Origin of the sequence: Bacteroides bouchesdurhonensis (assembly GCF_900155865.1) — a bacterium.
GTDB classification, from domain to species: Bacteria; Bacteroidota; Bacteroidia; order Bacteroidales; family Bacteroidaceae; genus Bacteroides; species Bacteroides bouchesdurhonensis.
Genome location: NZ_LT707006.1, coordinates 4,866,872 through 4,891,547 on the forward strand (window position 1 = coordinate 4,866,872; position 24,676 = coordinate 4,891,547).

Sequence of the window (24,676 nt, forward strand, 5' to 3'; positions counted from 1 at the left end):
TTTTATTTTTTAGTCAACACTTCATCAATCATACCGTATTCTTTTGCTTCCTGAGCAGTCATCCAATAGTCGCGGTCTGAATCAGCCCACACTTTGTCGAAGTCAGTATGCGAATGTTCGGCAATGATTGTATAAAGTTCTTTCTTCAATTTTTGAATTTCACGAGCTGTAATTTCAATATCCGAAGCCTGTCCTTGAGCACCTCCCATCGGTTGGTGAATCATCACACGCGAATGCGGCAACGCAGAACGTTTGCCTTCCGCACCGGAAACCAATAAAACAGCAGCCATTGAAGCAGCCATACCAGTACAAATGGTAGCCACATCACTTGAAATAAATTGCATGGTATCATAGATACCTAATCCTGCATATACACTTCCACCCGGAGAATTGATATAGATAGAAATGTCCTTGCCCTGATCAACAGAATCCAGATAAAGCAACTGAGCCTGAAGCGTATTAGCAGTATAATCGTCGATCTGTGTACCCAAGAAAATGATACGATCCATCATCAATCGTGAAAAAACATCCAACTGAGTTACGTTTAACTGTCTTTCTTCCAAAATATAGGGATTCAAATACCCGGCTTGCGACTTAATCACATCATCCAGTACCATACCATTCATACCTAAATGTTTGGTAGCGTATTTTCTAAAATCATCCATGTTATTGTTCCTTTCTATTATTTTTTAAATAAATGTAGGTGCAAAGAAACGAAAAAGAACACAGAGATACAAAAAAACACAGAGTTATAATTCTATAAAAACTCTGTGTTTCTGTGACTTTATATTCTGTTCTATCAAACGATTATTCAAACATCTTATTGAATTCTTCCATAGAAACAACCTTGTTCTCTAATGTTACCTTAGCCTTTAATGCTTCAGCCAATTTTACTTCCACTACGCGGCTTACCAGATTATTAATTGTTTCTTTCTTCTTCAACATTTCCTGTGCATAGTTATCAAGCACATCATCCGGAATAGACAACATACCATATTGAGCGAACTGAGCCTTAGTAGTTTCTTTTGCCAACTTCAGAACATCTTCTTGTTCTACCTTAATATTGTTTGATTCTACCAACTGTTCTTTGATCAGATGCCAAGTCAGTTCTTCGATGCTCTTATCGTAGTTCTCAGCAACGTATTCTTCACCTTTTTCTTCATTGTTTAGCAACATGATACGTTTCAGCAATGCATCCGGGAATTCCAGCTTACCAACCTTTTCCATCAACACTTTACGAATATCGATCAAGAATTTATAGTCGCTGTCAGCAACAAATCTTGCAGCAATATCTTCTTTAATCTTAGCACGGAATTCTTCTTCTGTCTTCACAACACCTTCACCGAAAGCTTGGTCGAATACTTCCTGGTTCAAATCACCCGGTACAAAACGAGTTATTTCTTCGATTTGGAAGCTAAAATTAGACTTCACATCTTTGGCAATTGCCTTGTCGATCTTCAACAAAGAAGCAAGTTCTACTTCGTGACCATCATAAGCAACGTTCGGATTGAATACCAAAACATCATTTACTTTAGCATTAGCAAAGATAGCTTTCTGTTCGTCGTTCTTCATGTATGAAGGCATAAAAACAGCACCTTCAACCTGAATACCGCTTTCTTTTGTATTGCCTTCATCGTCCAATTGTGCCAACAAACCTTTTAGCATGTCGTTATCTTCGTAAACATCTACCTTATCATATTTACCAGTACGTTGAGTGTACATCTTCACTTGGTTTTCAACCATTTCGTCAGACACTTCAATTGTATAGTAATCTACTTTATCTTTAGTATCCACTTCAGCTTTGAATTCAGGAGCCAATGCAATATCGAATACAAAATCAAATTCTTCCATTGTATCGAAGTCAATAGCCTGTTGCTTCTCTTCGTTAGGCAATGGTTCACCCAACATATTTACCTTATTTTCTTTAATATAGTTGTAAACAGCTTCTTGCAAAGTCTTATTCACTTCTTCTGCAATCACTGATTTACCGTACATTTTCTTAATTAGACTCAACGGAACCATTCCCTGACGGAATCCTGGTATCTGCGCCTTCTGACGAAGTGACTTCAACGACTTGTCTACCTTCCCTTGATAGTCAGCTTTCTCAAGCTTTACAGTAAGCTGTGCGCTTACTTTGTCAATGTTTTGTAATGAAACGTTCATTCTGACAATTATTTATTTGATTTATACTTTGTTCTATATCCTCAAAGAGGGTGCAAAATTAGTGCTAATCTTTTAAATTTCAAAAGACATTGCGGATTTATTTCTAATCTCATCCTGAATATCAATGTAACAAATCCATGACAAGTAGCCCTTATTTGAGCTCATCGTACTCTTTTTTTCTCATTTTCTGCAAATTAAAGGGAAAAAAGATGGTCAATCCAAAAATTATTCTTTTCTTTGTCCCGGATTGATGGAGCATTAGTTTTTAGATTTCTATCACAAGGTTTTACTGCTGTTACAAAAACGCATTTGTAAACTCTCTGTTATTTTAATCCTATATTAGTAACCATCTATCCAGAGAGTTTTATTCATTTATTTATTTTTTTATCATTTTCATTATGAACATTTATGTTGGAAACCTTAACTACCGTGTTAAGGAACAAGATCTGCAACAAGTGATGGAAGATTACGGAGCAGTATCATCAGTTAAAGTAGTTATGGACCGTGAAACCGGTAAATCTAAAGGATTCGCTTTCATCGAGATGGAAGATGACGCTGCCGCAGCTAAAGCAATTGCAGAATTAAACGGTGCTGAATACATGGGACGTACCATGGTAGTTAAAGAAGCTAGACCTAGAGCCTAATTCCCGACGCTAACATAGTTAATAAAAAACTTCTGCCACTTGTGACAGAAGTTTTTCTTTTTATATCATTCCTTATATTAGCCCTCCAAACTTTGCACTTCCACCTCCTTGACTTTACGAAGCAGATCAGAAGCAAAAATAAAGTTATTCAACCTTTTATTTGTCGAAGTGAATATATCATCTTTGGTTCCTTCCCACTCCTTATGACCCTCATAAATATAAATTACCTTTTCACCAATCCCCATAACAGAGTTCATATCATGAGTATTAATAATGGTTGTCATATTATATTCTTGAGTAATATCATGAATCAGATCATCAATTACTAAGGATGTTTTCGGGTCCAATCCTGAGTTCGGTTCATCACAGAACAAATATTGAGGATTTAAAGCAATAGCACGAGCAATAGCCACACGTTTCTGCATACCTCCACTTATCTCGCCGGGATATTTATCTTTCGCTTCTGTCAGATTCACACGCTCCAAACAAAACATTGCCCGCTTTGTTCGTTCACGAAGCGTATCGTTACTAAACATATTCAACGGAAACATCACATTATCCAGTACCGACATAGAGTCGAAAAGTGCTGCACTTTGGAAAATCATTCCCATCTCCTTGCGAAGCATCTTTTTCTCCTTTTTACCCATCAATACAAGATTACGACCGTCATACAAGACTTCTCCTTTCTCAGGAACCAGCAAACCAACGATACATTTCATCAGTACTGTTTTACCTGATCCACTCTGACCAATAATCAAGTTTGTCTTGCCATTTTCAAAAGTCGCATTGATATCGTTCAATACGGTCTTGCCATCAAATGATTTATAAAGTCCTTTTATATCAATCATCCCATTAAAAGTTTAGTTAATACCAAATCTGCAAACAGAATTAAAACACTACTGCACACTACGGCATCTGTAGAAGCCTTTCCCACTGCAATTGAGCCACCTTCTACCGTATATCCGAAGAAAGCCGAAACACTAGCAATAATGAAGGCAAAGAAAAGGGATTTGATAATACCTGCCCAGATAAACCATTCGACAAACATATACTGCAATCCATATTCCAGATCGACAGCATTCATCACACCAGCAAACCAACAGGTACAAAAAGCCCCAATGATTCCGGCAAAAATACTAAATGTCACTAAGATTGGAATGACAGTTACCATTGCCGTTATTTTAGGCAAGATCAGGTAATTAGCAGAATTAACACCCATAATTTCAAGCGCATCAATCTGTTGTGTTACCCGCATCGTTCCTAGTTCCGAAGCAATGTTCGAGCCGACTTTTCCTGCCAGAATAAGGCACATAATTGAGGAAGAGAACTCCAACAACATGATCTCACGTGTGACATATCCCACTGTCCAGCGAGGCATCCAAGGACTTTCAATATTCAATTTAATCTGAATGGTAATAACCGCGCCGATAAAAAATGAAATTAACAGCACGATACCGATGGAGTTCACACCTAGTTGCTCCAACTCGTTAAGGTATTGTCGGAAAAACATACGCATACGTTCTGGACGGGAAAAAGTCCGCCCCATCAGCATGATATATCGTCCGACGGTTCTCAATGCTTTTATCATAACTCACACTATTTGTCTGCAAATGTACACTATTTCAGCTTATTTTTACTACATTTGCCACAAAATAACTTGAATATGGAAGAAAGCAAGATGGTGCTTCGTACGGAAGACCTGGTGAAAAAGTACGGTAAACGAACCGTTGTTAGCCACGTATCCATCAATGTGAAGCAAGGTGAAATTGTAGGTTTGTTGGGACCTAATGGTGCCGGTAAAACAACTTCATTCTATATGACCGTAGGATTGATTACTCCTAACGAAGGACGTATTTTTCTTGATGACCTGGAAATAACCAAGTTTCCCGTTTATAAACGTGCACAAACAGGTATTGGTTACTTGGCACAGGAGGCCTCTGTATTCCGTCAGATGAGCGTAGAAGATAATATCGCTGCTGTGTTGGAAATGACCAATAAACCTAAAGAATATCAAAAGGAGAAACTTGAAAGTTTAATAGCAGAATTCCGTCTACAAAAAGTACGTAAGAATAAAGGTAACCAACTATCCGGTGGTGAACGCCGCCGAACGGAAATTGCTCGTTGTTTGGCTATTGACCCCAAATTTATCATGCTGGACGAACCATTCGCAGGAGTCGATCCAATCGCGGTAGAAGATATTCAGCAAATTGTATGGAAACTAAAAGATAAAAATATCGGTATTCTGATTACGGACCATAATGTTCAAGAGACATTAAGTATTACCGATCGTGCCTATTTATTGTTTGAAGGAAAAATTCTATTCCAAGGTACACCAGAAGAACTTGCAGAGAACAAAATTGTGCGTGAGAAATACTTAAGTAATAGTTTTGTGCTGCGTCGTAAAGATTTCCAGCTAGATAAGGATTAAAGGTTTATCAGAAACTAACTCTGTATTTTCAAAGAAATAAAATAAAAATGCCCGGGACATCAGTTCTCGGGCATTTTAGTTGAAATATGTTTTTTATAATTATTTCTGTCGAATATAAATATTAATCGGTGTACCTGTCAGGTTCCACTTTTCACGCATCTTATTTTCAAGGAAACGTTTATATGGTTCCTTTACGTATTGAGGCAAATTAGCAAAATAAACAAATGAAGGTACTTGAGTATTTGGCAACTGCGTGACATATTTAATCTTAATATACTTTCCTTTATTCGAGGGAGGAGGATAAGCCTCGATCAATGGAAGCATCTCTTCATTCAAACGGGCGGTAGGTATCTTAGTAGTACGATTCTCAAATACAGTACGAGCTTCTTCAAGCACCTTCAGAATACGTTGTTTCGTTAATGCCGAAGCAAAGATGATCGGAAAATCCACAAAAGGAGCAAAACGCGAGCGCACCGCTTCTTCAAACGTCTTCATCACTTTCACTGTCTTATCTTCCACTAAATCCCATTTGTTGATAACAACCACCAAACCCTTCTGGTTTTTCTGGATTAATGAAAATATATTCAGATCTTGGCTTTCAATACCTCTCGTAGCATCCAACATTAGAATACAAACATCTGCACCTTCAATGGCACGTATCGAACGGATAACTGAATAATACTCTAGATCTTCATTTACCTTATTCTTTTTACGAATACCAGCAGTATCTACCAAATAGAAATCGAAACCGAACTTATTATAACGGGTATAAATAGAGTCACGAGTAGTTCCAGCTATTTCTGTCACAATATTACGGTCTTCACCGATAAACGCGTTTACAATAGAAGACTTACCTGCGTTTGGACGACCAACTACGGCAAAACGAGGAATATCATCATCTAATATTTCTGAAGTATCTTTCTTAAACTTACTGATAACCAAATCCAACAAATCACCCGTGCCGCTTCCCGTAATAGCGGAAATACAATTCGGATCCCCCAATCCTAATTTATAAAACTCAGGAGCATTATAGTGTAATTCGTTATTATCTGTTTTATTAGCGACTACAATCACCGGACTATTCGCACGACGTAAGATAGATGCTACTTGCAAATCTAAATCAGTTACTCCATTTGTTACATCTACAACAAACAGAATGACATCTGCTTCATCTACAGCCAATAACACCTGTTTACGAATTTCTTCTTCAAAAACATCATCGGAGTTTACTACCCATCCTCCAGTGTCTACCACTGAGAACTCCCGACCTAGCCATTCCGACTTACCATATTGTCTATCGCGAGTTGTACCCGCTTCCTCATTCACAATAGCCTGACGGGTTTTCGTCAGACGGTTAAATAAGGTAGACTTGCCCACATTCGGACGTCCTACAATTGCAACTAAATTTCCCATAGTTCAATACCTTGTTTTTTACGACTATCACAGTCGCATGAATACTTTTAATCTAACTGATAACCAAAATTACGCAGTTCTTTATCCGAACTACGCCAATCCTTATCAACTTTCACATACGTCTCAAGGAAAATTGTTTTTCCAAAGAAACGTTCCAGTTCCCGACGCGCTTCGGTAGCGACCTTCTTCAGTGCCTTTCCTTGCTTGCCGATAATAATACCTTTCTGCGACTCACGCTCCACATAGATCACTGCCTGAATATGGATTTTCTTCGCTTCTTCTTTAAATTGTTCCACGACCACTTCCACCGAATAAGGGATTTCTTTATCGTAGTATAACAATATCTTTTCCCGAATAATTTCATTCACAAAGAAACGAGCAGGTTTATCCGTCCACTGGTCCTTTCCAAAATAAGGTGGAGAGTCTGGCAGCAATTCCTTGATCCGCTTCATCACATAGTCTATATTAAACTTTGATGCGGCAGAAATCGGAATAATCTCAGCCTGTGGCAGCAATTCCTTCCAAGCTTCTACCAATTTAACCAGCTTTTCCTGATCTGTAAGATCTATTTTATTGATAAGCAATAGAACAGGCACTGTCATTTGGCGCACCTTATCCATAAACTCATTATTCTTATCAGGTGTCTCCACCACATCAGTGACATAAAGCAAAATATCCGCATCAGTCAATGCTGAAGTAGAAAAATTCAGCATCGACTCCTGCAATTTATAATTAGGTTTCAATACTCCCGGAGTATCAGAAAAAACAATCTGCATCTCATCCGTATTATAGATACCCATAATTCGATGACGGGTAGTCTGAGCTTTGAATGTGGCTATTGATATACGTTCACCCACCAAAGCATTCATCAATGTCGACTTTCCGACATTTGGATTTCCTACTATATTTACAAAACCTGCTTTATGCATTTCTTTATATATATTGGTTAAGACAAAAAAACGCATCGAATCGAAATAGGATGCGTTTTATAAGTTATAATTCAGTAACTAATGTTACGATTCCTTTTTTCCATCATAACCCCATTTTACATAAACCGCACCCCATGTAAATCCGGCACCGAATGCTGTAAATATGATGTTATCACCTTTCTTTAGTTTATCCTCAAAATCCCAGATACATAATGGAAGCGTACCTGCACTTGTATTACCGTAATGCTCGATATTCACCAATACCTTCTCCATTGGAACTTCCAAACGATGAGCCACAGCTTCGATGATACGGACATTTGCCTGATGAGGAACAATCCAGTCGATAGTATCCCTTGTCAAACCATTCTTTTCTGCAATGGCAGCCGACACATCTGACATACTGGATACAGCATATTTAAATACTGTTCTTCCTTCTTGATGCAGATAATGCATTTTATTGTCTACTGTGAAATAAGACGGCGGACAAACCGAACCTCCAGCTTTCATGTGAAGGAAAGGTAAACCTTTACCATCTGTTCTCAAAATAGAATCCATAATACCATAATCTTCTGTTGTCGGCTCTACCATAAAAGCAGCAGCACCGTCACCGAAGATAGGGCAAGTTGCACGATCTGTATAATTAACCATTGACGACATCTTATCGGCACCGACAATGATAATCTTCTTATATCTTCCCGAACGAATAAAATTAGCAGCAGTCTCCATCAGATACAAAAAACCGCTACACGCAGCCTGCAAATCGAAAGCAAAAGCATTTTTCAGCCCGAGTTTATCACAAAGAATAGAAGCAGTAGAAGGGAAGTGATAGTCAGGAGTAGTAGTAGCAACAACAACTAAATCAATATCATCAGGATTAGCACCAGTCTTTTTCATCAACTGTTTAGCAGCTTTACGCGCCATATAAGAACTACCTAATCCTTCCTCATTCAGAATATGTCTTTCTTTTACCCCAATACGAGTCATAATCCATTCATCGTTGGTATCCACCATCTTTGATATCTCGTCATTAGTCAAGATATAATCAGGTACGTATCCTCCGACTCCTGTGATTACTGCATTTATTTTTTCCATCAAACCTATTTTAAATTAGCAATACTATAATACCTAAAGCAGCCGGAGAGCTCTGCCCCCTGGCTGTCTTGAGTATAACTGTATTGATTATACAGCTGCTTCTTTTACGATAGCTAACTTACCTCTGTAGTATCCGCAAGCACCACATACAGTGTGATAAACATGCCATTCACCGCAATTTGGGCATATAGCCAATGTAGGAGCTACTGCCTTATCATGAGTTCTTCTCTTCGCAGTTCTTGTTTTTGATTGTCTTCTCTTAGGATGTGCCATTTTCTTAAAACTTTAATTATTATCTAATATTTTTTTTAATTCATTCCAGCGAGGATCAACTTGTTCCTCCACTTCTTCCTCTATCACGATTTCATCCCCTCCAGTGTCGAAAACTTCATCGCTATCTTCATCAGCACTTGTTTTTATGTGCTTACTCAACTTGCTTGTCATAGCCTTGTTACATTTACCGGGAGCATGTACGTGCTTCATCGGAATTGAGAGTGCAACAAACTCATACATGAACCATGCAACATTAATCTCTCCTTCTTCTTCCGGGATCACAATCAGGTTATCACCTTCTTCTGCATATTCACGTCCAAACTTCACCATCAGTTTATCAGAAGAACTGATTGGTAGTTCCATTTCATCCAGACACCGGTCGCATGGTACCCATACAATTCCATCTGTTTGGAAACTCAATTCGAAAGCACGAGAGGTTCTCTTTACAGTTAATGTAACATTAACTTTTCCTTTCTGAACTTCAGGACCATCAATGTGAGCGAAATAAAGGTTATCCAATACAAACTCATACTTAGCAGAGTCTGCTTGCATGCCTTTCAAATCAATTTTGTATTTATCAAACTTTCCCAAAGCTTCTCTCTTTTTTAAAATCGTTAGATTACAATTCGGGCGACAAAGATACAAATAAATATCCTCATAACATACAAATTATCAGTAAATCTTCACTTTTTTAATAGGTATCACTAGGATTATGTTCCCTTCATCGAAGCATCTAAAAACAGAAAGCCCCTTGAGTGGTTAAACTCAAGGGGCTTCTTCCAAAACGGCGGTTACCTACTCTCCCACTGTTACGCAGTACCATCGGCGTGACGAGGCTTAACTTCTCTGTTCGGAATGGGAAGAGGTGGAACCCTCGTGCTATAACCACCTGAATGAATTCAATAAGGTTATGACATGATGAAAAGTAAAAATCAAGCAAACATTATTCCGCTAAACGTATATACCAACCGGCAATGGAAAGAAAGTACACGGGCAATTAGTAATGCTCGGCTAAGATGTTACCACCTGTACACCTGCATCCTATCAACGTCATCGTCTTTGACGACCCTAAGAAATCTAATCTTGTGGCTGGCTTCGTACTTAGATGCTTTCAGCACTTATCCAATCCCGACTTAGATACCCGGCAATGCACCTGGCGGCACAACCGGTAAACCAGAGGTCAGTCCAACACGGTCCTCTCGTACTAGTGTCAGAGCCACGCAAATTTCATACGCCCACGATAGATAGAGACCGAACTGTCTCACGACGTTCTGAACCCAGCTCGCGTGCCACTTTAATGGGCGAACAGCCCAACCCTTGGGACCTTCTCCAGCCCCAGGATGTGACGAGCCGACATCGAGGTGCCAAACCCCTCCGTCGATATGAGCTCTTGGGAGGGATCAGCCTGTTATCCCCGGAGTACCTTTTATCCTTTGAGCGATGTCCCTTCCATACGGAAACACCGGATCACTATGCTCTAGTTTCCTACCTGATCGACTTGTTAGTCTCCCAGTCAAGCGCCCTTATGCCATTACACTCTGCGGACGGTTACCAATCGTCCTGAGGGCACCTTTAGAAGCCTCCGTTACGCTTTTGGAGGCGACCACCCCAGTCAAACTACCCACCAAACAGTGTCCTCGAATACACGAGTTAGAACTCAAATAACCAAAGGGCCGTATTTCAACAGCGACTCCGCACAAACTGGCGTCTGCGCTTCAATGTCTCCGGCCTATCCTACACATCAATTACCCAAATTCAATGTTAAGCTATAGTAAAGGTTCACGGGGTCTTTTCGTCCCATCGCGGGTAATCGGCATCTTCACCGATACTACAATTTCACTGAGCTCACGGTTGAGACAGTGTCCAGATCATTACACCATTCGTGCAGGTCGGAACTTACCCGACAAGGAATTTCGCTACCTTAGGACCGTTATAGTTACGGCCGCCGTTTACTGGGGCTTCAATTCAAACCTTCTCTTGCGATAAGCTCTCCTCTTAACCTTCCAGCACCGGGCAGGTGTCAGGCTGTATACGGAATCTTTCGATTTGGCACAGCCCTGTGTTTTTGTTAAACAGTTGCCTGGACCTATTCTCTGCGCCCAGCCTCGCAGCTGGGACCCTTTATCCCGAAGTTACAGGGTCAATTTGCCTAGTTCCTTAACCGTGAATCACTCAAGCGCCTTAGTATATTCAACCCGACTACGTGTGTCCGTTTGCGGTACGGGTACCTCAAGGATGAAGTTTAGCGGATTTTCTTGGGAGTATGATTACACGCGCTATTGGATTGTTCCGAAGAACGCTCCATACTATCAGGTTCGACTCTTGTCCCGGATTTGCCTGGGACAATCAACATCTACACCCTTCAACGGACTATTCCGTCAGTCCGCGGCGTTGTCACGCCTCCGTCTCCACGTCACTCCTTAAGGTAGTACAGGAATATTAACCTGTTCTGCCATCGGCATCACCGTTCGGCTGAGCCTTAGGACCCGACTAACCCTGATCCGATTAGCGTTGATCAGGAAACCTTAGTCTTTCGGCGAGGGGGTTTCTCACCCCCTTTATCGTTACTTATACCTACATTTGCTTTTCCACACGCTCCAGCAAAGCTCACGCTTCACCTTCGACGCCGAGTGGAATGCTCCCCTACCGATCATTGCTGATCCCATAGCTTCGGTAAAACACTTGATGCCCGATTATTATCCACGCCAAACTCCTCGACTAGTGAGCTGTTACGCACTCTTTAAATGAATGGCTGCTTCCAAGCCAACATCCTAGCTGTCTTAGCAATCTGACTTCGTTAGTTCAACTTAGTGTTTATTTGGGGACCTTAGCTGATGGTCTGGATTCTTCTCCTTTAGGACATGGACCTTAGCACCCATGCCCTCACTCCTGTGATGGGACTAATGCGCATTCGGAGTTTGTCAAGACTTGATAGGCGGTGAAGCCCTCGCATCTTATCAGTCGCTCTACCTCACATTAGTAACTCACAAGGCTGCACCTAAATGCATTTCGGGGAGTACGAGCTATCTCCAAGTTTGATTAGCCTTTCACCCCCACCCTCAACTCATCCAGAAGCTTTTCAACGCTTATTGGTTCGGTCCTCCAGCTAGTGTTACCTAGCCTTCAACCTGGTCAAGGGTAGATCACTTGGTTTCGCGTCTACTCCTTCCGACTGGACGCCCTGTTAAGACTCGCTTTCGCTTCGGCTGCGCATCTCAAGATGCTTAACCTTGCCGGAAAAAGTAACTCGTAGGTTCATTATGCAAAAGGCACGCCGTCACTTCTTAAAAAGCTCCGACCGCTTGTAGGCGCATGGTTTCAGGGACTATTTCACTCTTCTGTTCGAAGTGCTTTTCACCTTTCCTTCACAGTACTGGTTCGCTATCGGTCTCTCGGGAGTATTTAGCCTTACCGGATGGTCCCGGCGGATTCACGCAAGATTTCTCGTGTCCCGCGCTACTCAGGATACCACTACGCTTAATTTGACTTCGTATACAGGACTATCACCGTCTATGGTCCCGCTTTCCAGAGGGTTCTACTCGTCAAATGTCTTGCGACATCGTGGTCCTACAACCCCACACATGCCGTAACATGGGTGGTTTGGGCTATTCCCCGTTCGCTCGCCACTACTAGGGGAATCATTATTATTTTCTGTTCCTGCAGGTACTAAGATGTTTCAGTTCCCTGCGTTAGCTTCCATCTAGGATGGATGACATTCCTTCAGAATGCCGGGTTGTCCCATTCGGAAATCTCTGGATCAAAGGTTATTTGCACCTACCCAGAGCTTATCGCAGCTTATCACGTCCTTCATCGCCTCCGAGAGCCAAGGCATCCGCCATGCGCCCTTATTTACTTTCTTTCAAACTGACCTTTAAGTATCAGGTATCAAGTATAGGGTATTACCCCGGAATACTCAATATCGCGGTACTTAAAACGTGCGGTTCGATATATACTTTTAGCTCTTTACTAAATTTTACTTTTTGTTTCATCATGTCAAAGATCGTTTCTCTGTTTCAGAGATCGTGGAGAATAACGGATTCGAACCGTTGACCCTCTGCGTGCAAGGCAGATGCTCTAGCCAGCTGAGCTAATCCCCCCATTTATCCGGTAATAGTACTTTGGGATATTTTTTATTTGTACCTGGATTTACCATCATAAGGCTGGAAACGAAAGGTTTCATACGGTTGAAACGATTGGTTTAGCGGGGTGAAACGAAAGGTTTCACTATATGAAACAAATGGTTTCAAGCCTAGAAACTAAAGGTTTCAAGTGATGAAACTATGAGTATCACCGCATGAAACCATCAATATATATATATGACAAAAATAGAATGTATAGGAGATTTCATTCAATATTATGAATATATCCGGCACTAAAAACAATATTTTATAATATTTAGAGCTTTAGCCTCTCGTGCTTGAAAAATAAAATCAATAGAAGAATGCCTTATAGACATAGAAGAAGGAGATTAAAAAAGTCTACCGACCACTAGCAGTAATCATTGATTATCAATAAAACACATGAAATAAAAGTAAAAGATAATGATGATAAAGGAAGGGGATAATAAGGCTACGAAAAGTGACAATAAAACGTATGAGTTTCTTATTGTCACCACTCTATTATCACAAAGACTACATTAATTATCAATGTATTATCTCATAAAAGTGATAAGTGACAATAAAACGAGCAAAAAAACATTGAGTGCTGAATTCAAGTTTTAATTGCAGAATTAGAATAAATAATTGATTCCGTAAATTTGTTTAGCACTTCTTATGAAACAACAAGTTCCATTTTATTTTTAGCGTATCAAATATAGAACGTTTTCGTTCATTCTGAATCAATTTCAGTGCAGTACTAAGCAAACAACGCGCACAAATATCGTCTTTAGTCCCCATTGAGCCACATTCTATGTCGTCAAATAAAGAGACCCAATTCTCTTTCAAGAACATAATTTTGTCACTTGATCTCTCCAAATCAACCTTCATACGGCAAGAATAAACGCGATTTTCCATCATTTAAAATTTTAATTGCCGTTCCGCGCTCCCCTAGGAAAAGGGCGCAGGAACTATTACTATTATTCCACTATAGGTTCTGGTAAAACCCGCATACGGATAATGAGCAATAGCTCCACGCCCAGAGGATATATAACCTAAGTTATAATCGAACTGAACATGGAGATTTCTCATTTACTATCTGCGTATGCACAAATTTACCAGATTTATAGTGGCAGATAATAACTAGACATCTCCTAGCCTACGAAATATATTTCTTAATGAAATACAATACAAAAGTAAACAATTTCCTTGATCAATATTCCTATCCTTTCATTTTTTTATATCAAAAATTAGAGTATACAACTAACCTCAATCACTTCACATATTATTTCTGTTAAATCTTCCACGAATCGCAAACAAAAGCATATTCTATCTGTTAGCAGAACAACTTAAACATATAACTTAAACATTAAATTATGGCTAGAGAAAGTGTAAAAATCTTACAGGGAAAATTAGACGTCGAAAGTTTGATTTCGCAATTAAATGCAGCATTAGCTGAAGAATGGTTAGCATACTATCAATATTGGGTAGGTGCACTGGTAGTAGAAGGAACCATGCGCGCTGATGTGCAAGGAGAATTCGAAGAACATGCAGAAGAAGAACGTCGTCACGCTCAACTGCTTGCCAACCGAATTATCGAATTGGAAGGTGTCCCCGTACTGGACCCTAAAAAATGGTTTGAACTGGCTAGATGCAAATATGATGCTCCTAATGAGTTCGATTCGGTTAGCTTGTTAAAAGACAATGTAGCTTCTGAACGTTGTGCAATTCTACGCTATCAGGAAATTGCCAACTTCACTAATGGCAAAGATTTTACAACCTGTGACATTGCAAAACATATTCTTGCAGAAGAAGAGGAACATGAGCAGGACTTACAGGATTATTTGACAGATATTGCCAGAATGAAGAAGTCCTTCCTTGATCAATAAGTTCTATTTTAACCTGAGTTCACGCCCAAAAGTTTCCATGTATTAAAATCTCATAGAAACCTTATGTAAACTCAGGTTAAGTCTATGCAACAGAATATTATTCAAGTAATTAGATATTGGAATTCATCCGGAATGCTTTAATATCTTTAGAGTATAAAATCAATTATCTTTTACTATAAATAAAACGATATCGGAAACGCCCGTTAGGAGCCGAATCACCATCACTCATACAAGTCTGAATATCTCCATCGGCAACAGCATTATCTATCCATTTAAAATCAATGGAAAAGTTAGTAGTATCTACGATTGAAAGACTTCTTATTGGAATAGATAATTCCATTTCATTATTCTTAATACGGTAAGCAACCGATTTCACTTTATCCCAGCTCCATCCACCTAAACATTTTTCTAATATTGTTTTATCACTCCCCACACCTGTTCTGTTCACTACAAATTGGAAGCCTTCCCACGAAGGAGCATTATTTCCTCGTATCTGAATAAACAGTTGCATCCAGTTCGAATCATTGCAAGATGTGATAGGTTCAGCAGTTTTCACATAAAAGAATAAGTTTGTACCGTCAGTTGCCACTTTTGATAGAATGATATCATTCCTTCCCGTTGTATTAACGAGTGTCCCCATACGTCCCCAGCCAAAATGATTACGATGTTTAGTATCTCCCTGATCGTCAGCATATACAGTATTCACTTTTTGCCAATCCATCATATTCCCGTCAATCTTAATCTTGTGTTTTTTTTCCGTTATGGGCTGTCTATGAACTCCTTTAAACTTCCGGATATAATCTACAAGCAAATAATAATAGTTATCCCCGAAATCCCCCTTGACAGGTTCAATATCTCTACTAAATTCATGATTGTATTGATCTACAAAATAGGAATCTCCTTTCTGAACATTCCGATCAGGCATCGAAACTTCATTATTTCTCGACGCAATCTGACGTTGGGCAGTCCACTCATTCCACCCTGTAAAAAACATAAATGAAGGATCCAATTCCATCGCCCGATTAAACTGGCTTTGAAAGTAAATGCCTTTACCTGAAGAAAAGATCTTAGGTTCGGTATTAGTTTTTACATCAAAACTACGCCCGATATTTGATATAGGATGAGTAGCAGCAGCCACTGATACAAATTCATTCTTTCCTTCATGGATACCGGCTTGTTGCGGATACAATCCTGCCCACGGCCATTTGTCTACTCCATCTCCAAACCAAGTATCCACTTCCTTATTATTCCATAAATACCAAGAACGACGTATGGTAAACATATCTTTGCAAGCAACAGGAACTACACTCGGATCTACCAAAATCAAAGGTTTATCCAACCATCGAAACCACAAATCTTGATATAATTTCTTTGCATATATCTCCGAATACAGAGTATTAAATGTATTGGATGGTGAAGAACTCACGATAAAAGCAAACTGAGGAGTCGAACTTCCTTCATGCCGCATTTGAGTATAAATATCCAGGATTTTTTTCACAACAGGAATATATGTATATGCATTGGTTACATCAAAAACAACCACATCCACACCTGCATCCGATAACATTTGAGCATGTTTGCGTATCACCCACTCATCATTCGATACATAGTATCCAAGATAAGGTTCCCCCCAATGATGCATGGCATGTGCTGGCCCCCATTGAGGGTTTACCGAGTCCTTTGCTAATATTTTCGACAGATCATAAGGGCTTTTTACATCTGAAGCAACGGGTACTTGGACATCATTATAATTGGCAGGTTTATCATATCCATGGCAACCATGCCAAATAAAATAGAAAATACCCACAAACTTATTACTTCGTTCTGTTTTATCCGGATAAATTGCAGTTTCAGGATCTATCTTATTACCCTGTCCGTCTATTGCACACCATGAAGAGGGATCAACTGTAACTACATTGTTTTCTTTTTCCATTTTATTTTGTGCTTCCGCAACAGAAGCAAAGAAAAGCAGTAAACACACACAAATTATTTCAGAAAAAAACGGTCTGTCCATACAGCAAATTATTTATTATTTTACTTTAGTATTTATTCATCCGACTTTTTAAATTCCACAAGGATCTGTCAGCTAATGGCAGAACTGTGTAAACACATTGGGACAAAATGCCCGGTATGTTATAATAATCATAGTATATTTTCAATGATTGACCCATTAACTTATCATTATCAAAGATTACTTGTGTTTGGAAAACATGCCATAAATATACAACCAAATATCATATAAATCAGAATATTTCACCTATTTTCTATCCATTCATCACCAAACAAGCAACCATTCGCCAATTTAATAACATTGATACCAAACTATTTTAGAAAAAAACAAGAGAGAAATCTTTCTTTTTTCGTATTTTTGTCCCAATATGCACGTTTAATATAAATAAACAACGAACATTTACAAAAAAGAATGAGAGTAATTGACTTAATACATAGCAACGAAAAAACAGCTTTTTCTTTCGAAATTCTTCCTCCACTGAAAGGAACCGGAATCGAAAAGCTGTATCAAACAATCGACACTCTTCGAGAATTTGATCCGAAATATATCAATATCACCACCCATCGCAGCGAATACGTATACAAAGATTTAGGTAACGGGCTTTTCCAACGAAACCGTTTGAGAAGACGCCCGGGAACAGTTGCTGTAGCGGCTGCCATTCAGAATAAATATAATATTACGGTAGTTCCTCATCTTTTATGTAGTGGTTTCACTCGCGAAGAGACTGAATATGTATTGCTGGACTTACAGTTTCTGAACATTACAGATCTGCTTGTCCTGCGTGGTGACAAAGCGAAACATGAATCTGTATTTACCCCTGAGGGTGACGGATACCATCATGCAATCGAATTACAAGAACAAATTAATAATTTCAATAAAGGTATTTTTGTTGATGGATCAGAGATGAAAGTTACCAATTCTCCTTTCTCTTATGGAGTAGCTTGTTACCCAGAGAAGCATGAAGAGGCACCTAATGTAGAATCCGACCTCTATTGGCTGAAAAAGAAAGTGGAAGCTGGGGCTGAATATGCTGTGACACAACTGTTTTATGATAACAAGAAATACTTTGAGTTTGTAGGACAAGCGAAAGCGGCAGGTATCAATGTACCTATTATTCCCGGAATCAAGCCTTTCAAAAAGCTGTCTCAACTGAGTATGGTGCCCAAAACATTCAAAGTAGACTTGCCGGAAGAATTGGTAAAAGAGATTCTGAAATGCAAAAATGATGTGGAAGCCGAACAAGTGGGCATTGAATGGTGTGTAGCACAATGCAAGGAGTTGATGGCTCATGGGGTTCCAAGTATTCATTTCTACTCTATCGGAGCAGTAGACAGTATTAAAGAAGTAGCAAAAGCCATTTATTGATATGTTTTTTAGAGACGTAATCGGACAAGAAGAAATTAAGCAACGACTTATTCTGGAAGTGAATGAAGGACGGATTCCACATGCCCAGCTCATTTGTGGACCGGAAGGAGTCGGGAAAATGCCACTAGCTATTGCCTATGCACGCTATATCAGTTGTACCAACCGTGGAGAAACTGATGCTTGTGGCACATGTCCGTCCTGCGTAAAATTTAATAAACTCGTTCATCCGGATGTACATTTTGTCTTTCCTATCGTCAAGAGTGCGAAAGGGAAACGGGAAGTATGCGATGATTATATTGCGGACTGGCGTCCCTTTGTTCTGAATAATCCTTATTTCAACCTGAACCATTGGTTAAACGAAATGGATGCGGAGAACTCTCAGGCATTGATATATGCGAAAGAGAGCGACGAGATCATGAAGAAACTCAGTTTGAAGTCTAGCGAAGGAGGTTTCAAGATAACGATTGTCTGGTTACCGGAAAAGATGCATCCGGTATGTGCCAATAAGCTACTGAAACTACTCGAAGAGCCGCCGGAGAAAACTATCTTTCTGCTTGTATCGGAAGCACCGGAGATGATTCTTCCTACCATTTTAAGCCGTACGCAACGGATGAATGTACGGAGAATAGATGAAAACAACATTGACCGGGTACTTCAAACCAAGTATGGTATTCAACCTGCCGATAGTCTTTCCATTGCCCATCTGGCAAACGGAAACTTTATCAAAGCACTTGAAACGATTCATCTGAATGAAGAAAACCAATTGTTCTTCGATTTATTCGTCAGCCTGATGCGATTGTCCTACCAACGAAAAATCAGAGAGATGAAAATGTGGAGCGAACAGGTAGCTGTCATGGGGCGAGAACGCCAAAAGAACTTTTTGGGGTATTGCCAGCGCATGATCCGGGAAAACTTTATCTACAACTTGCATCAACGCGATCTGATTTATATGACGATCAACGAACAGAATTTCGCATCCCGCTTTGCTCCCTTTGTCAATGAACGCAATGTTATGGGAATCATGGACGAACTAAGCGAAGCGCAACTACATATTGAACAGAATGTAAATGCTAAGATGGTATTTTTCGATTTCTCACTGAAAATGATTGTACTGTTGAAGCAATAAATTAATATATAAAACTATGGAATATAAACTTCATAATGGGAGCGGCGGTCTTTGCTGCAAAGGATGCTCCCGACAAGATAATAAATTGAACACCTATGATTGGCTGGCAGACATACCGGGCAATGCAGAGGAATGTGATATGGTTGAGGTACAATTCAAAAATACCCGGAAAGGGTATTACCGCAACAGTAATAAGATCAAACTTGAAAAAGGGGATGTAGTGGCTGTGGAAGCTGCACCGGGACACGATATTGGTGTGGTAACACTGACTGGAAGATTGGTTCCTCTGCAAATGAAGAAGGCTAATTTCAAGGCAGATACCGAAATCAAAAGAATCTACCGGAAAGCAAAACCGGTGGACATGGAAAAATTCAATGAAGCTAAGGCTAAAGAGCACGCCACAATGATTCGTGCTCGTCAGATTGCTTTGAGTCTGAATCTGAATATGAAGATCGGTGACGTGGAATATCAGGGAGACGGTAATAAAGCTATCTTCTACTATATTGCCGACGAACGTGTAGATTTCCGCCAACTGATAAAAGTACTTGCTGAAGCATTCCGTGTCCGCATTGAAATGAAGCAGATTGGTGCTCGCCAAGAAGCCGGGCGTATCGGGGGAATCGGTCCTTGTGGTCGTGAACTTTGCTGCGCGACATGGATGACAAGCTTTGTTTCCGTTTCAACGAGTGCTGCCCGTTATCAGGATATCTCTTTGAACCCTCAAAAGCTTGCCGGACAATGTGCCAAACTGAAATGTTGCCTGAATTACGAGGTAGATTGTTATGTAGAAGCCCAAAAACGACTTCCTTCCAAAGAAATCGAACTGGAAACTAAGGATGGTACTTTCTATTTCTTCAAAGCGGATATTCTGAATAATCAAATTTCTTATTCAACCGACAAGAATTTCCCGGCTAACCTGGTTACTATCAGTGGAAAACGTGCTTTCGAAGTGATCGCAATGAATAAGAAAGGCATGAAACCGGATAGTTTGTTGGAAGCTGAAAACAAACAAGAACCGAAAAAACCAATAGACTTGCTGGAACAGGAAAGTTTAACTCGCTTTGACCGTAGCAAAAACAAAGACGGAAACAATAACGGTAACCGGAATAAAAAGAAGAAAAAAGGAAATAATAATAACCGCCCACAGCAACAAGCTGAAAATGGAAATCGCTCACAACAGGAAATAGGAGATGGAAATCCGCAGAGTGTGGAAAATGAGAACATAAACAAGGGTGACAGAGAAAATCGCCCCAAGAATAACAACCGAAATAGGGGACAGAATCAAGGACGAAATAATGAAAACAAACGTCCTGAGAAGGGAACGAATCCTGAAAGACAACAAAATTCGAATTCCGAACGCCAACCTAATCAGGAACGTAGACAGCAACGCCCTCAAGCACAAGACCGTCAACCTAATCAGGAACGTTCTCCCAAACCGGAAAGAAACAAAAATCAAGAGAAACCACAAAATAATGAAAAGCCTGTTCAGGAATAGTTTATTTTGTTTATTCAGTGCTTGCCTGACAGCAGCGTGCAATGAGAATACAGTGTATCACTCTTATCAAGCCCTTCCCGATGAGGGATGGACAAAGAGTGATACACTCTCTTTTCAGATTCCTATTACTGATTCCATTCCACCTACATTCAGATTGTTTACAGAGGTTCGTAACAAGAGTAATTATCCCTATCACAATCTCTATTTATTCATTAGCCAGAATTTACAGGATTCCACTGTATTTCTTACAGATACAATAACTATTAACTTAGCAGATTCCACAGGGAAATGGCTAGGAAATGGTTGGGGGAGCATTTACCAATCGGCTGTATTCTTTAAGTCTGTTCGTCCGTTATATCCCGGAAATTATACATTCAGAATTATAAGCGGAATGAAGGACGAGAAACTAAACGGTCTCAATGATATTGGTATCCGTATTGAAAAGAAATATGATTAAAGTCTTCTGCCTCGTCCGGAATCAATCCTTAGAAAGATAAATAGTAATATTGTAAAGCCCCACAAAGAAGAACCTCCATAACTAAAAAACGGCAACGGAATACCAATTACCGGAGTTAATCCCAACACCATTCCGACATTTATAAACAGGTGGAAAAGGAAAATACTGACTACCGAATATCCATACACACGCCCGAAGGTCGAAGGTTGCCGCTCTGCCAAAGCGATCAGCCGGAGAATCAACACAAGAAAAGCTACCAAGACAGCTGCTGCCCCCACAAAACCTTGCTCCTCTCCTACTGTACAGAAAATAAAATCAGTATCTTGTTCCGGAACATACTTCAATTTAGTCTGTGTTCCATTCAAAAAACCTTTTCCCGTCAAACCACCGGAGCCAATAGCAATCTTAGATTGGTTTACATTATAACCTGCACCCATTAAATCCTCTTCCAAGCCTAATACTACTTTTATTCGGACCTGCTGATGAGGTTTCAATACATTGTCGAATACATAACTACTGGAATATAAAAAGCCAATAGAACCTATTGCAAAGAGAGCTATCAAAAAGTAAGAACGCTGCCGTTCATCCAGTGCCAGATAAAATAAATAACCTATCGTCAGGACACACAATCCCCATTGCACCCAAACCAGACTGAAATGTATCCAATATTCAGATATAAGATAGGCAATAAGCAAAATTAGTAGACTTCCTACGATTATGTTTCGTGTAGGTTCCCACTTTTTACGATATACCCAAACCATCCCGCCAGCAAATAACAAAACCAACAGTAATACTATGAATTCTCCTAAAGGAGTGGGCGTATCAGCTATATATATTTCATCATAACGAATTCCAACTACGAAATATACAACTGCACATACTCCGGCAAATAATACAACTCCGGGCATTCCTTCACGATACAAAACCAAGAAGAAAGCCAAATACACCAATGCCGAGCCAGTTTCCTTTTGTCCAATAATTAACAACATCGGAAGAAGTATAATTAATCCCAGGACCAAAGCACATTTCTCTTTCTTTATATTGAACGAATAAGAATTCATATACTTGGCAAGTGCTAACGCCGTAGCAAACTTGGCAAACTCCGCCGGTTGCAGACTGACAGGCCCCATTACTAACCAAGAGCGGGAACCTTTTGTATCCGGTGCTATAAAAATGGTGACGATAAGTAACAAGATGAGTCCTATATATATAATGTAGGCGAACATATCATACATCCGGTCTTCCAGCATCAACAACACAAAGCCGAGTCCGAACGAACAGATGATCCAAACAAACTGCTTGCCGGCGCGAGTAGAAAAGTCCAAGAAATCGCGATCGCCATAATCATAGCTAGCCCCGCAGACACTAAACCACCCTGCAACAATCAGAATCAAATAAATACAAATCGTTGTCCAATCCAGTGTTTTCCACAAACTATCGTTCCTCGTTACCATATAATATGACTTTGTTACTGAATTCTTCTGCTACTATTTCATTTTTAGGAGAAAGCTTTCCTTTTAGATACTGCTCCATCATCAATGCACCGATAGGTACACCATAATCACCTCCCCATCCTCCGTTCTCGACATAAACTAGAATTGCAATTTTAGGGTTATTCATCGGTGCAAATCCCAAAAACGCAGAGTGGTCATGCCCCTTATTTTGGGCTGTTCCAGTTTTTCCACAAGCTTCCAAATCAGGAATCATCGATGTCAGTAACCTGCAAGTTCCTCCGGTAGCTGCCGCCCGCATTCCTTCCACCACTGATTCATAATGGCGTTTCTCAATGGTAGGATAAAGTGGGAAACGATAAGCACTATCCAATTGATTATCTTGTATCTCTTTTACAATATGCGGAGTAATAAAATGTCCACGATTAGCAATAGTAGCTCCAAGATTCGCTATCTGAAGAGGAGTAGCCACGATTTCACCTTGTCCGATAGAAATACTGATCACAGTAAGTCCATTCCAATGTCCTCGGTAAGCCTTATCATAAAACTGAGCATTCGGTATTAATCCTCTTTTCTCTCCCGGCATATCGACACCCAACCGATAACCAAATCCTTGCGATACCATATGATCTTTCCATACAGTAATAGCATTTTGAGGAGAACCATATTTCCGGTCACCAAACATGCGAAACAATCCCCAACAAAAATAAGCATTACAAGATGTAGCAATAGACGGAACCAACGGCAATGGAGAACCATGTGTATGACAACCAACTTTCAATCGACCATAATGAAAACCACCAGAACAAGGAATAGCAGGGCTATCTTTAGTTACAATTCCTTCTTGTAAGAATGTCAATGCTTGTGCTGTTTTAAAAGTAGATCCCGGAGGATATGTTCCTGAAATTGCACGATTCAAAAGAGGTTTCATTTTATCACGTTGCAACATCAGATGATTCTTTCCACGTTGGCGGCCAATCATCAAATGAGGATCATAATTAGGAGAAGTTACCATGCAAAGAATTTCTCCTGTTTCGGGTTCAATAGCAACAATACTACCAATCTTATTTTTTAATAACCGCTCACCCAACATTTGCAGATCAATATCCAAACCCAAAGTCAGATTCTTTCCTGGAACAGAAGGACGATCAAACTGTCCATCCATATAGTGTCCCTGTATGCGCCCATGAGCGTCCCGGAGCAGAACTTCAATTCCCTTTTCGCCACGCAAATATTTCTCATACGATTTTTCAACTCCGGACGTACCTACATAGTCACCACGAATATAGTAACCTTCTTCATCAGCCTCAAGCATTTTCGCTGAGATTTCCCCAATATCTCCCAAAGCATGTGCAGCAGCATTATACGAATATTGGCGAATAGTACGACGCTGCACATAAAAGCCACGAAATTTAAACAACTTTTCTTGAAATACACCGCATTCTTCCGCCGAAAGCTGGGACATAAATACTTGATTAGTATACTTCGAATATCCCGGATTGCGGCGGCGATCTTTCATATCTGCCATGATTTTCAGGAACTGTTCTTTAGTGATTCCTAATGACTGACATAAATCAAGTGTATCCAGATTTTCTACTTCTTTGGGGATAATAGTAATATCGTAGGCTGGTTGGTTAAATACCAATAGCTTACCGTTACGATCATAAATTGCTCCGCGTGAAGGATATTGAATTTTATTCAGAAAAGCATTGCTATCAGCATTCTTTTTATAATCATCAGTAGTGATCTGCAATACGAAAAGACGTATCAAATAAATTAAAACGATTGAGACGGCAACTCCTCCGATCACAAACTTTCGTTTCTCTAAAATATAATCTTTTGCCAT

General features: G+C 39.8%; 20 protein-coding genes, 1 tRNA gene and 2 rRNA genes. 7 read left to right on the top strand and 16 right to left on the bottom strand.

Annotated elements, in window-relative coordinates:
- Window positions 1-2: 2 nt before the first annotated feature.
- Together clpP and tig are read right to left on the bottom strand one after the other, a co-directional pair.
- Window positions 3-665, bottom strand: a complete 663-nt coding sequence (gene clpP / locus CZ225_RS21000; RefSeq protein ID WP_077155365.1) for an ATP-dependent Clp endopeptidase proteolytic subunit ClpP — start codon at window positions 663-665, stop codon at window positions 3-5.
- Between the two features lie 142 nt (window positions 666-807).
- Entirely contained in the window at window positions 808-2,163 is a 1,356-nt protein-coding gene (gene tig, locus CZ225_RS21005) for a trigger factor (protein ID WP_077155366.1), read from the bottom strand.
- Between the two features lie 398 nt (window positions 2,164-2,561).
- On the opposite strand from tig, the gene CZ225_RS21010 reads away from it, so the two are divergent.
- Window positions 2,562-2,807 carry an RNA recognition motif domain-containing protein gene (locus CZ225_RS21010; protein ID WP_025076175.1) on the top strand — a complete coding sequence of 82 codons (246 nt, stop codon included), beginning with the start codon at window positions 2,562-2,564 and terminating at the stop codon, window positions 2,805-2,807.
- Between the two features lie 77 nt (window positions 2,808-2,884).
- Here CZ225_RS21010 and CZ225_RS21015 read toward each other — a convergent pair whose 3' ends face one another.
- Complete coding sequence (locus CZ225_RS21015) at window positions 2,885-3,655, bottom strand: ABC transporter ATP-binding protein (RefSeq protein ID WP_077155367.1); 771 nt, start codon at window positions 3,653-3,655, stop codon at window positions 2,885-2,887.
- Entirely contained in the window at window positions 3,652-4,395 is a 744-nt protein-coding gene (locus tag CZ225_RS21020) for an MlaE family ABC transporter permease (protein WP_077155368.1), read from the bottom strand. The genes CZ225_RS21015 and CZ225_RS21020 overlap by 4 nt, the downstream gene beginning before the upstream one ends.
- A gap of 75 nt (window positions 4,396-4,470) precedes the next feature.
- Between CZ225_RS21020 and lptB the strand changes: the two genes are divergently transcribed.
- Window positions 4,471-5,235, top strand: a complete 765-nt coding sequence (gene lptB / locus CZ225_RS21025; protein WP_025076178.1) for an LPS export ABC transporter ATP-binding protein — start codon at window positions 4,471-4,473, stop codon at window positions 5,233-5,235.
- Between the two features lie 99 nt (window positions 5,236-5,334).
- Here the strand turns inward: lptB and der are convergent, their stop codons facing one another.
- The 9 genes from der to CZ225_RS21070 form a co-directional block, all read right to left on the bottom strand.
- Window positions 5,335-6,648: a ribosome biogenesis GTPase Der gene (gene der, locus CZ225_RS21030; protein ID WP_077155369.1), complete on the bottom strand. Its 1,314-nt coding sequence runs from the start codon at window positions 6,646-6,648 to the stop codon at window positions 5,335-5,337.
- Window positions 6,649-6,695: 47 nt separating this feature from the next.
- On the bottom strand, window positions 6,696-7,577 hold the full coding sequence (gene era / locus CZ225_RS21035) for a GTPase Era (protein WP_077155924.1): 882 nt from the start codon (window positions 7,575-7,577) through the stop codon (window positions 6,696-6,698).
- Between the two features lie 84 nt (window positions 7,578-7,661).
- Window positions 7,662-8,669, bottom strand: coding sequence for a beta-ketoacyl-ACP synthase III (locus CZ225_RS21040; RefSeq protein ID WP_077155370.1), 1,008 nt, complete (start codon window positions 8,667-8,669; stop codon window positions 7,662-7,664).
- Window positions 8,670-8,756: 87 nt separating this feature from the next.
- Window positions 8,757-8,942 carry a 50S ribosomal protein L32 gene (gene rpmF, locus CZ225_RS21045; protein WP_077155371.1) on the bottom strand — a complete coding sequence of 62 codons (186 nt, stop codon included), beginning with the start codon at window positions 8,940-8,942 and terminating at the stop codon, window positions 8,757-8,759.
- A gap of 12 nt (window positions 8,943-8,954) precedes the next feature.
- Window positions 8,955-9,533 (bottom strand): YceD family protein, encoded by a 579-nt coding sequence (locus CZ225_RS21050; RefSeq protein WP_077155372.1) that lies wholly within the window; start codon window positions 9,531-9,533, stop codon window positions 8,955-8,957.
- A gap of 191 nt (window positions 9,534-9,724) precedes the next feature.
- Window positions 9,725-9,835, bottom strand: a 5S ribosomal RNA gene (rrf, locus tag CZ225_RS21055).
- A gap of 84 nt (window positions 9,836-9,919) precedes the next feature.
- Window positions 9,920-12,801 (bottom strand): 23S ribosomal RNA (locus CZ225_RS21060).
- A gap of 164 nt (window positions 12,802-12,965) precedes the next feature.
- Window positions 12,966-13,039 (bottom strand) — tRNA-Ala (locus CZ225_RS21065).
- A 663-nt stretch (window positions 13,040-13,702) separates the two neighbouring features.
- Entirely contained in the window at window positions 13,703-13,957 is a 255-nt protein-coding gene (locus CZ225_RS21070; protein WP_129585841.1) for a hypothetical protein, read from the bottom strand.
- 455 nt (window positions 13,958-14,412) lie between these two features.
- On the opposite strand from CZ225_RS21070, the gene CZ225_RS21075 reads away from it, so the two are divergent.
- Entirely contained in the window at window positions 14,413-14,925 is a 513-nt protein-coding gene (locus CZ225_RS21075; RefSeq protein ID WP_077155374.1) for a ferritin-like domain-containing protein, read from the top strand.
- A 163-nt stretch (window positions 14,926-15,088) separates the two neighbouring features.
- On the opposite strand, the gene CZ225_RS21080 is transcribed toward CZ225_RS21075, so the two are convergent.
- A complete protein-coding gene (locus CZ225_RS21080) occupies window positions 15,089-16,939 on the bottom strand; it encodes a glycoside hydrolase family 71/99 protein (RefSeq protein WP_077155375.1) in 1,851 nt (616 codons plus the stop codon).
- Between the two features lie 408 nt (window positions 16,940-17,347).
- Between CZ225_RS21080 and metF the strand changes: the two genes are divergently transcribed.
- Genes metF through gldH form a run of 4 tightly spaced genes read left to right on the top strand, consistent with a single transcriptional unit; the run spans window position 17,348 to window position 21,379 of the window.
- Window positions 17,348-18,301, top strand: coding sequence for a methylenetetrahydrofolate reductase [NAD(P)H] (gene metF / locus CZ225_RS21085; protein ID WP_077155376.1), 954 nt, complete (start codon window positions 17,348-17,350; stop codon window positions 18,299-18,301).
- 1 nt (window position 18,302) lies between these two features.
- On the top strand, window positions 18,303-19,427 hold the full coding sequence (locus CZ225_RS21090; RefSeq protein ID WP_077155377.1) for a DNA polymerase III subunit: 1,125 nt from the start codon (window positions 18,303-18,305) through the stop codon (window positions 19,425-19,427).
- A gap of 16 nt (window positions 19,428-19,443) precedes the next feature.
- Window positions 19,444-20,922: a PSP1 domain-containing protein gene (gene ricT / locus CZ225_RS21095; protein ID WP_077155378.1), complete on the top strand. Its 1,479-nt coding sequence runs from the start codon at window positions 19,444-19,446 to the stop codon at window positions 20,920-20,922.
- Entirely contained in the window at window positions 20,900-21,379 is a 480-nt protein-coding gene (gldH, locus tag CZ225_RS21100) for a gliding motility lipoprotein GldH (protein WP_077155379.1), read from the top strand. The genes ricT and gldH overlap by 23 nt, the downstream gene beginning before the upstream one ends.
- On the opposite strand, the gene rodA is transcribed toward gldH, so the two are convergent.
- Together rodA and mrdA are read right to left on the bottom strand one after the other, a co-directional pair.
- Complete coding sequence (gene rodA / locus CZ225_RS21105) at window positions 21,376-22,833, bottom strand: rod shape-determining protein RodA (RefSeq protein ID WP_077155380.1); 1,458 nt, start codon at window positions 22,831-22,833, stop codon at window positions 21,376-21,378. The two genes, gldH and rodA, sit on opposite strands and share 4 nt — an antisense overlap.
- On the bottom strand, window positions 22,814-24,676 hold the full coding sequence (mrdA, locus tag CZ225_RS21110; protein WP_077155381.1) for a penicillin-binding protein 2: 1,863 nt from the start codon (window positions 24,674-24,676) through the stop codon (window positions 22,814-22,816). The genes rodA and mrdA overlap by 20 nt, the downstream gene beginning before the upstream one ends.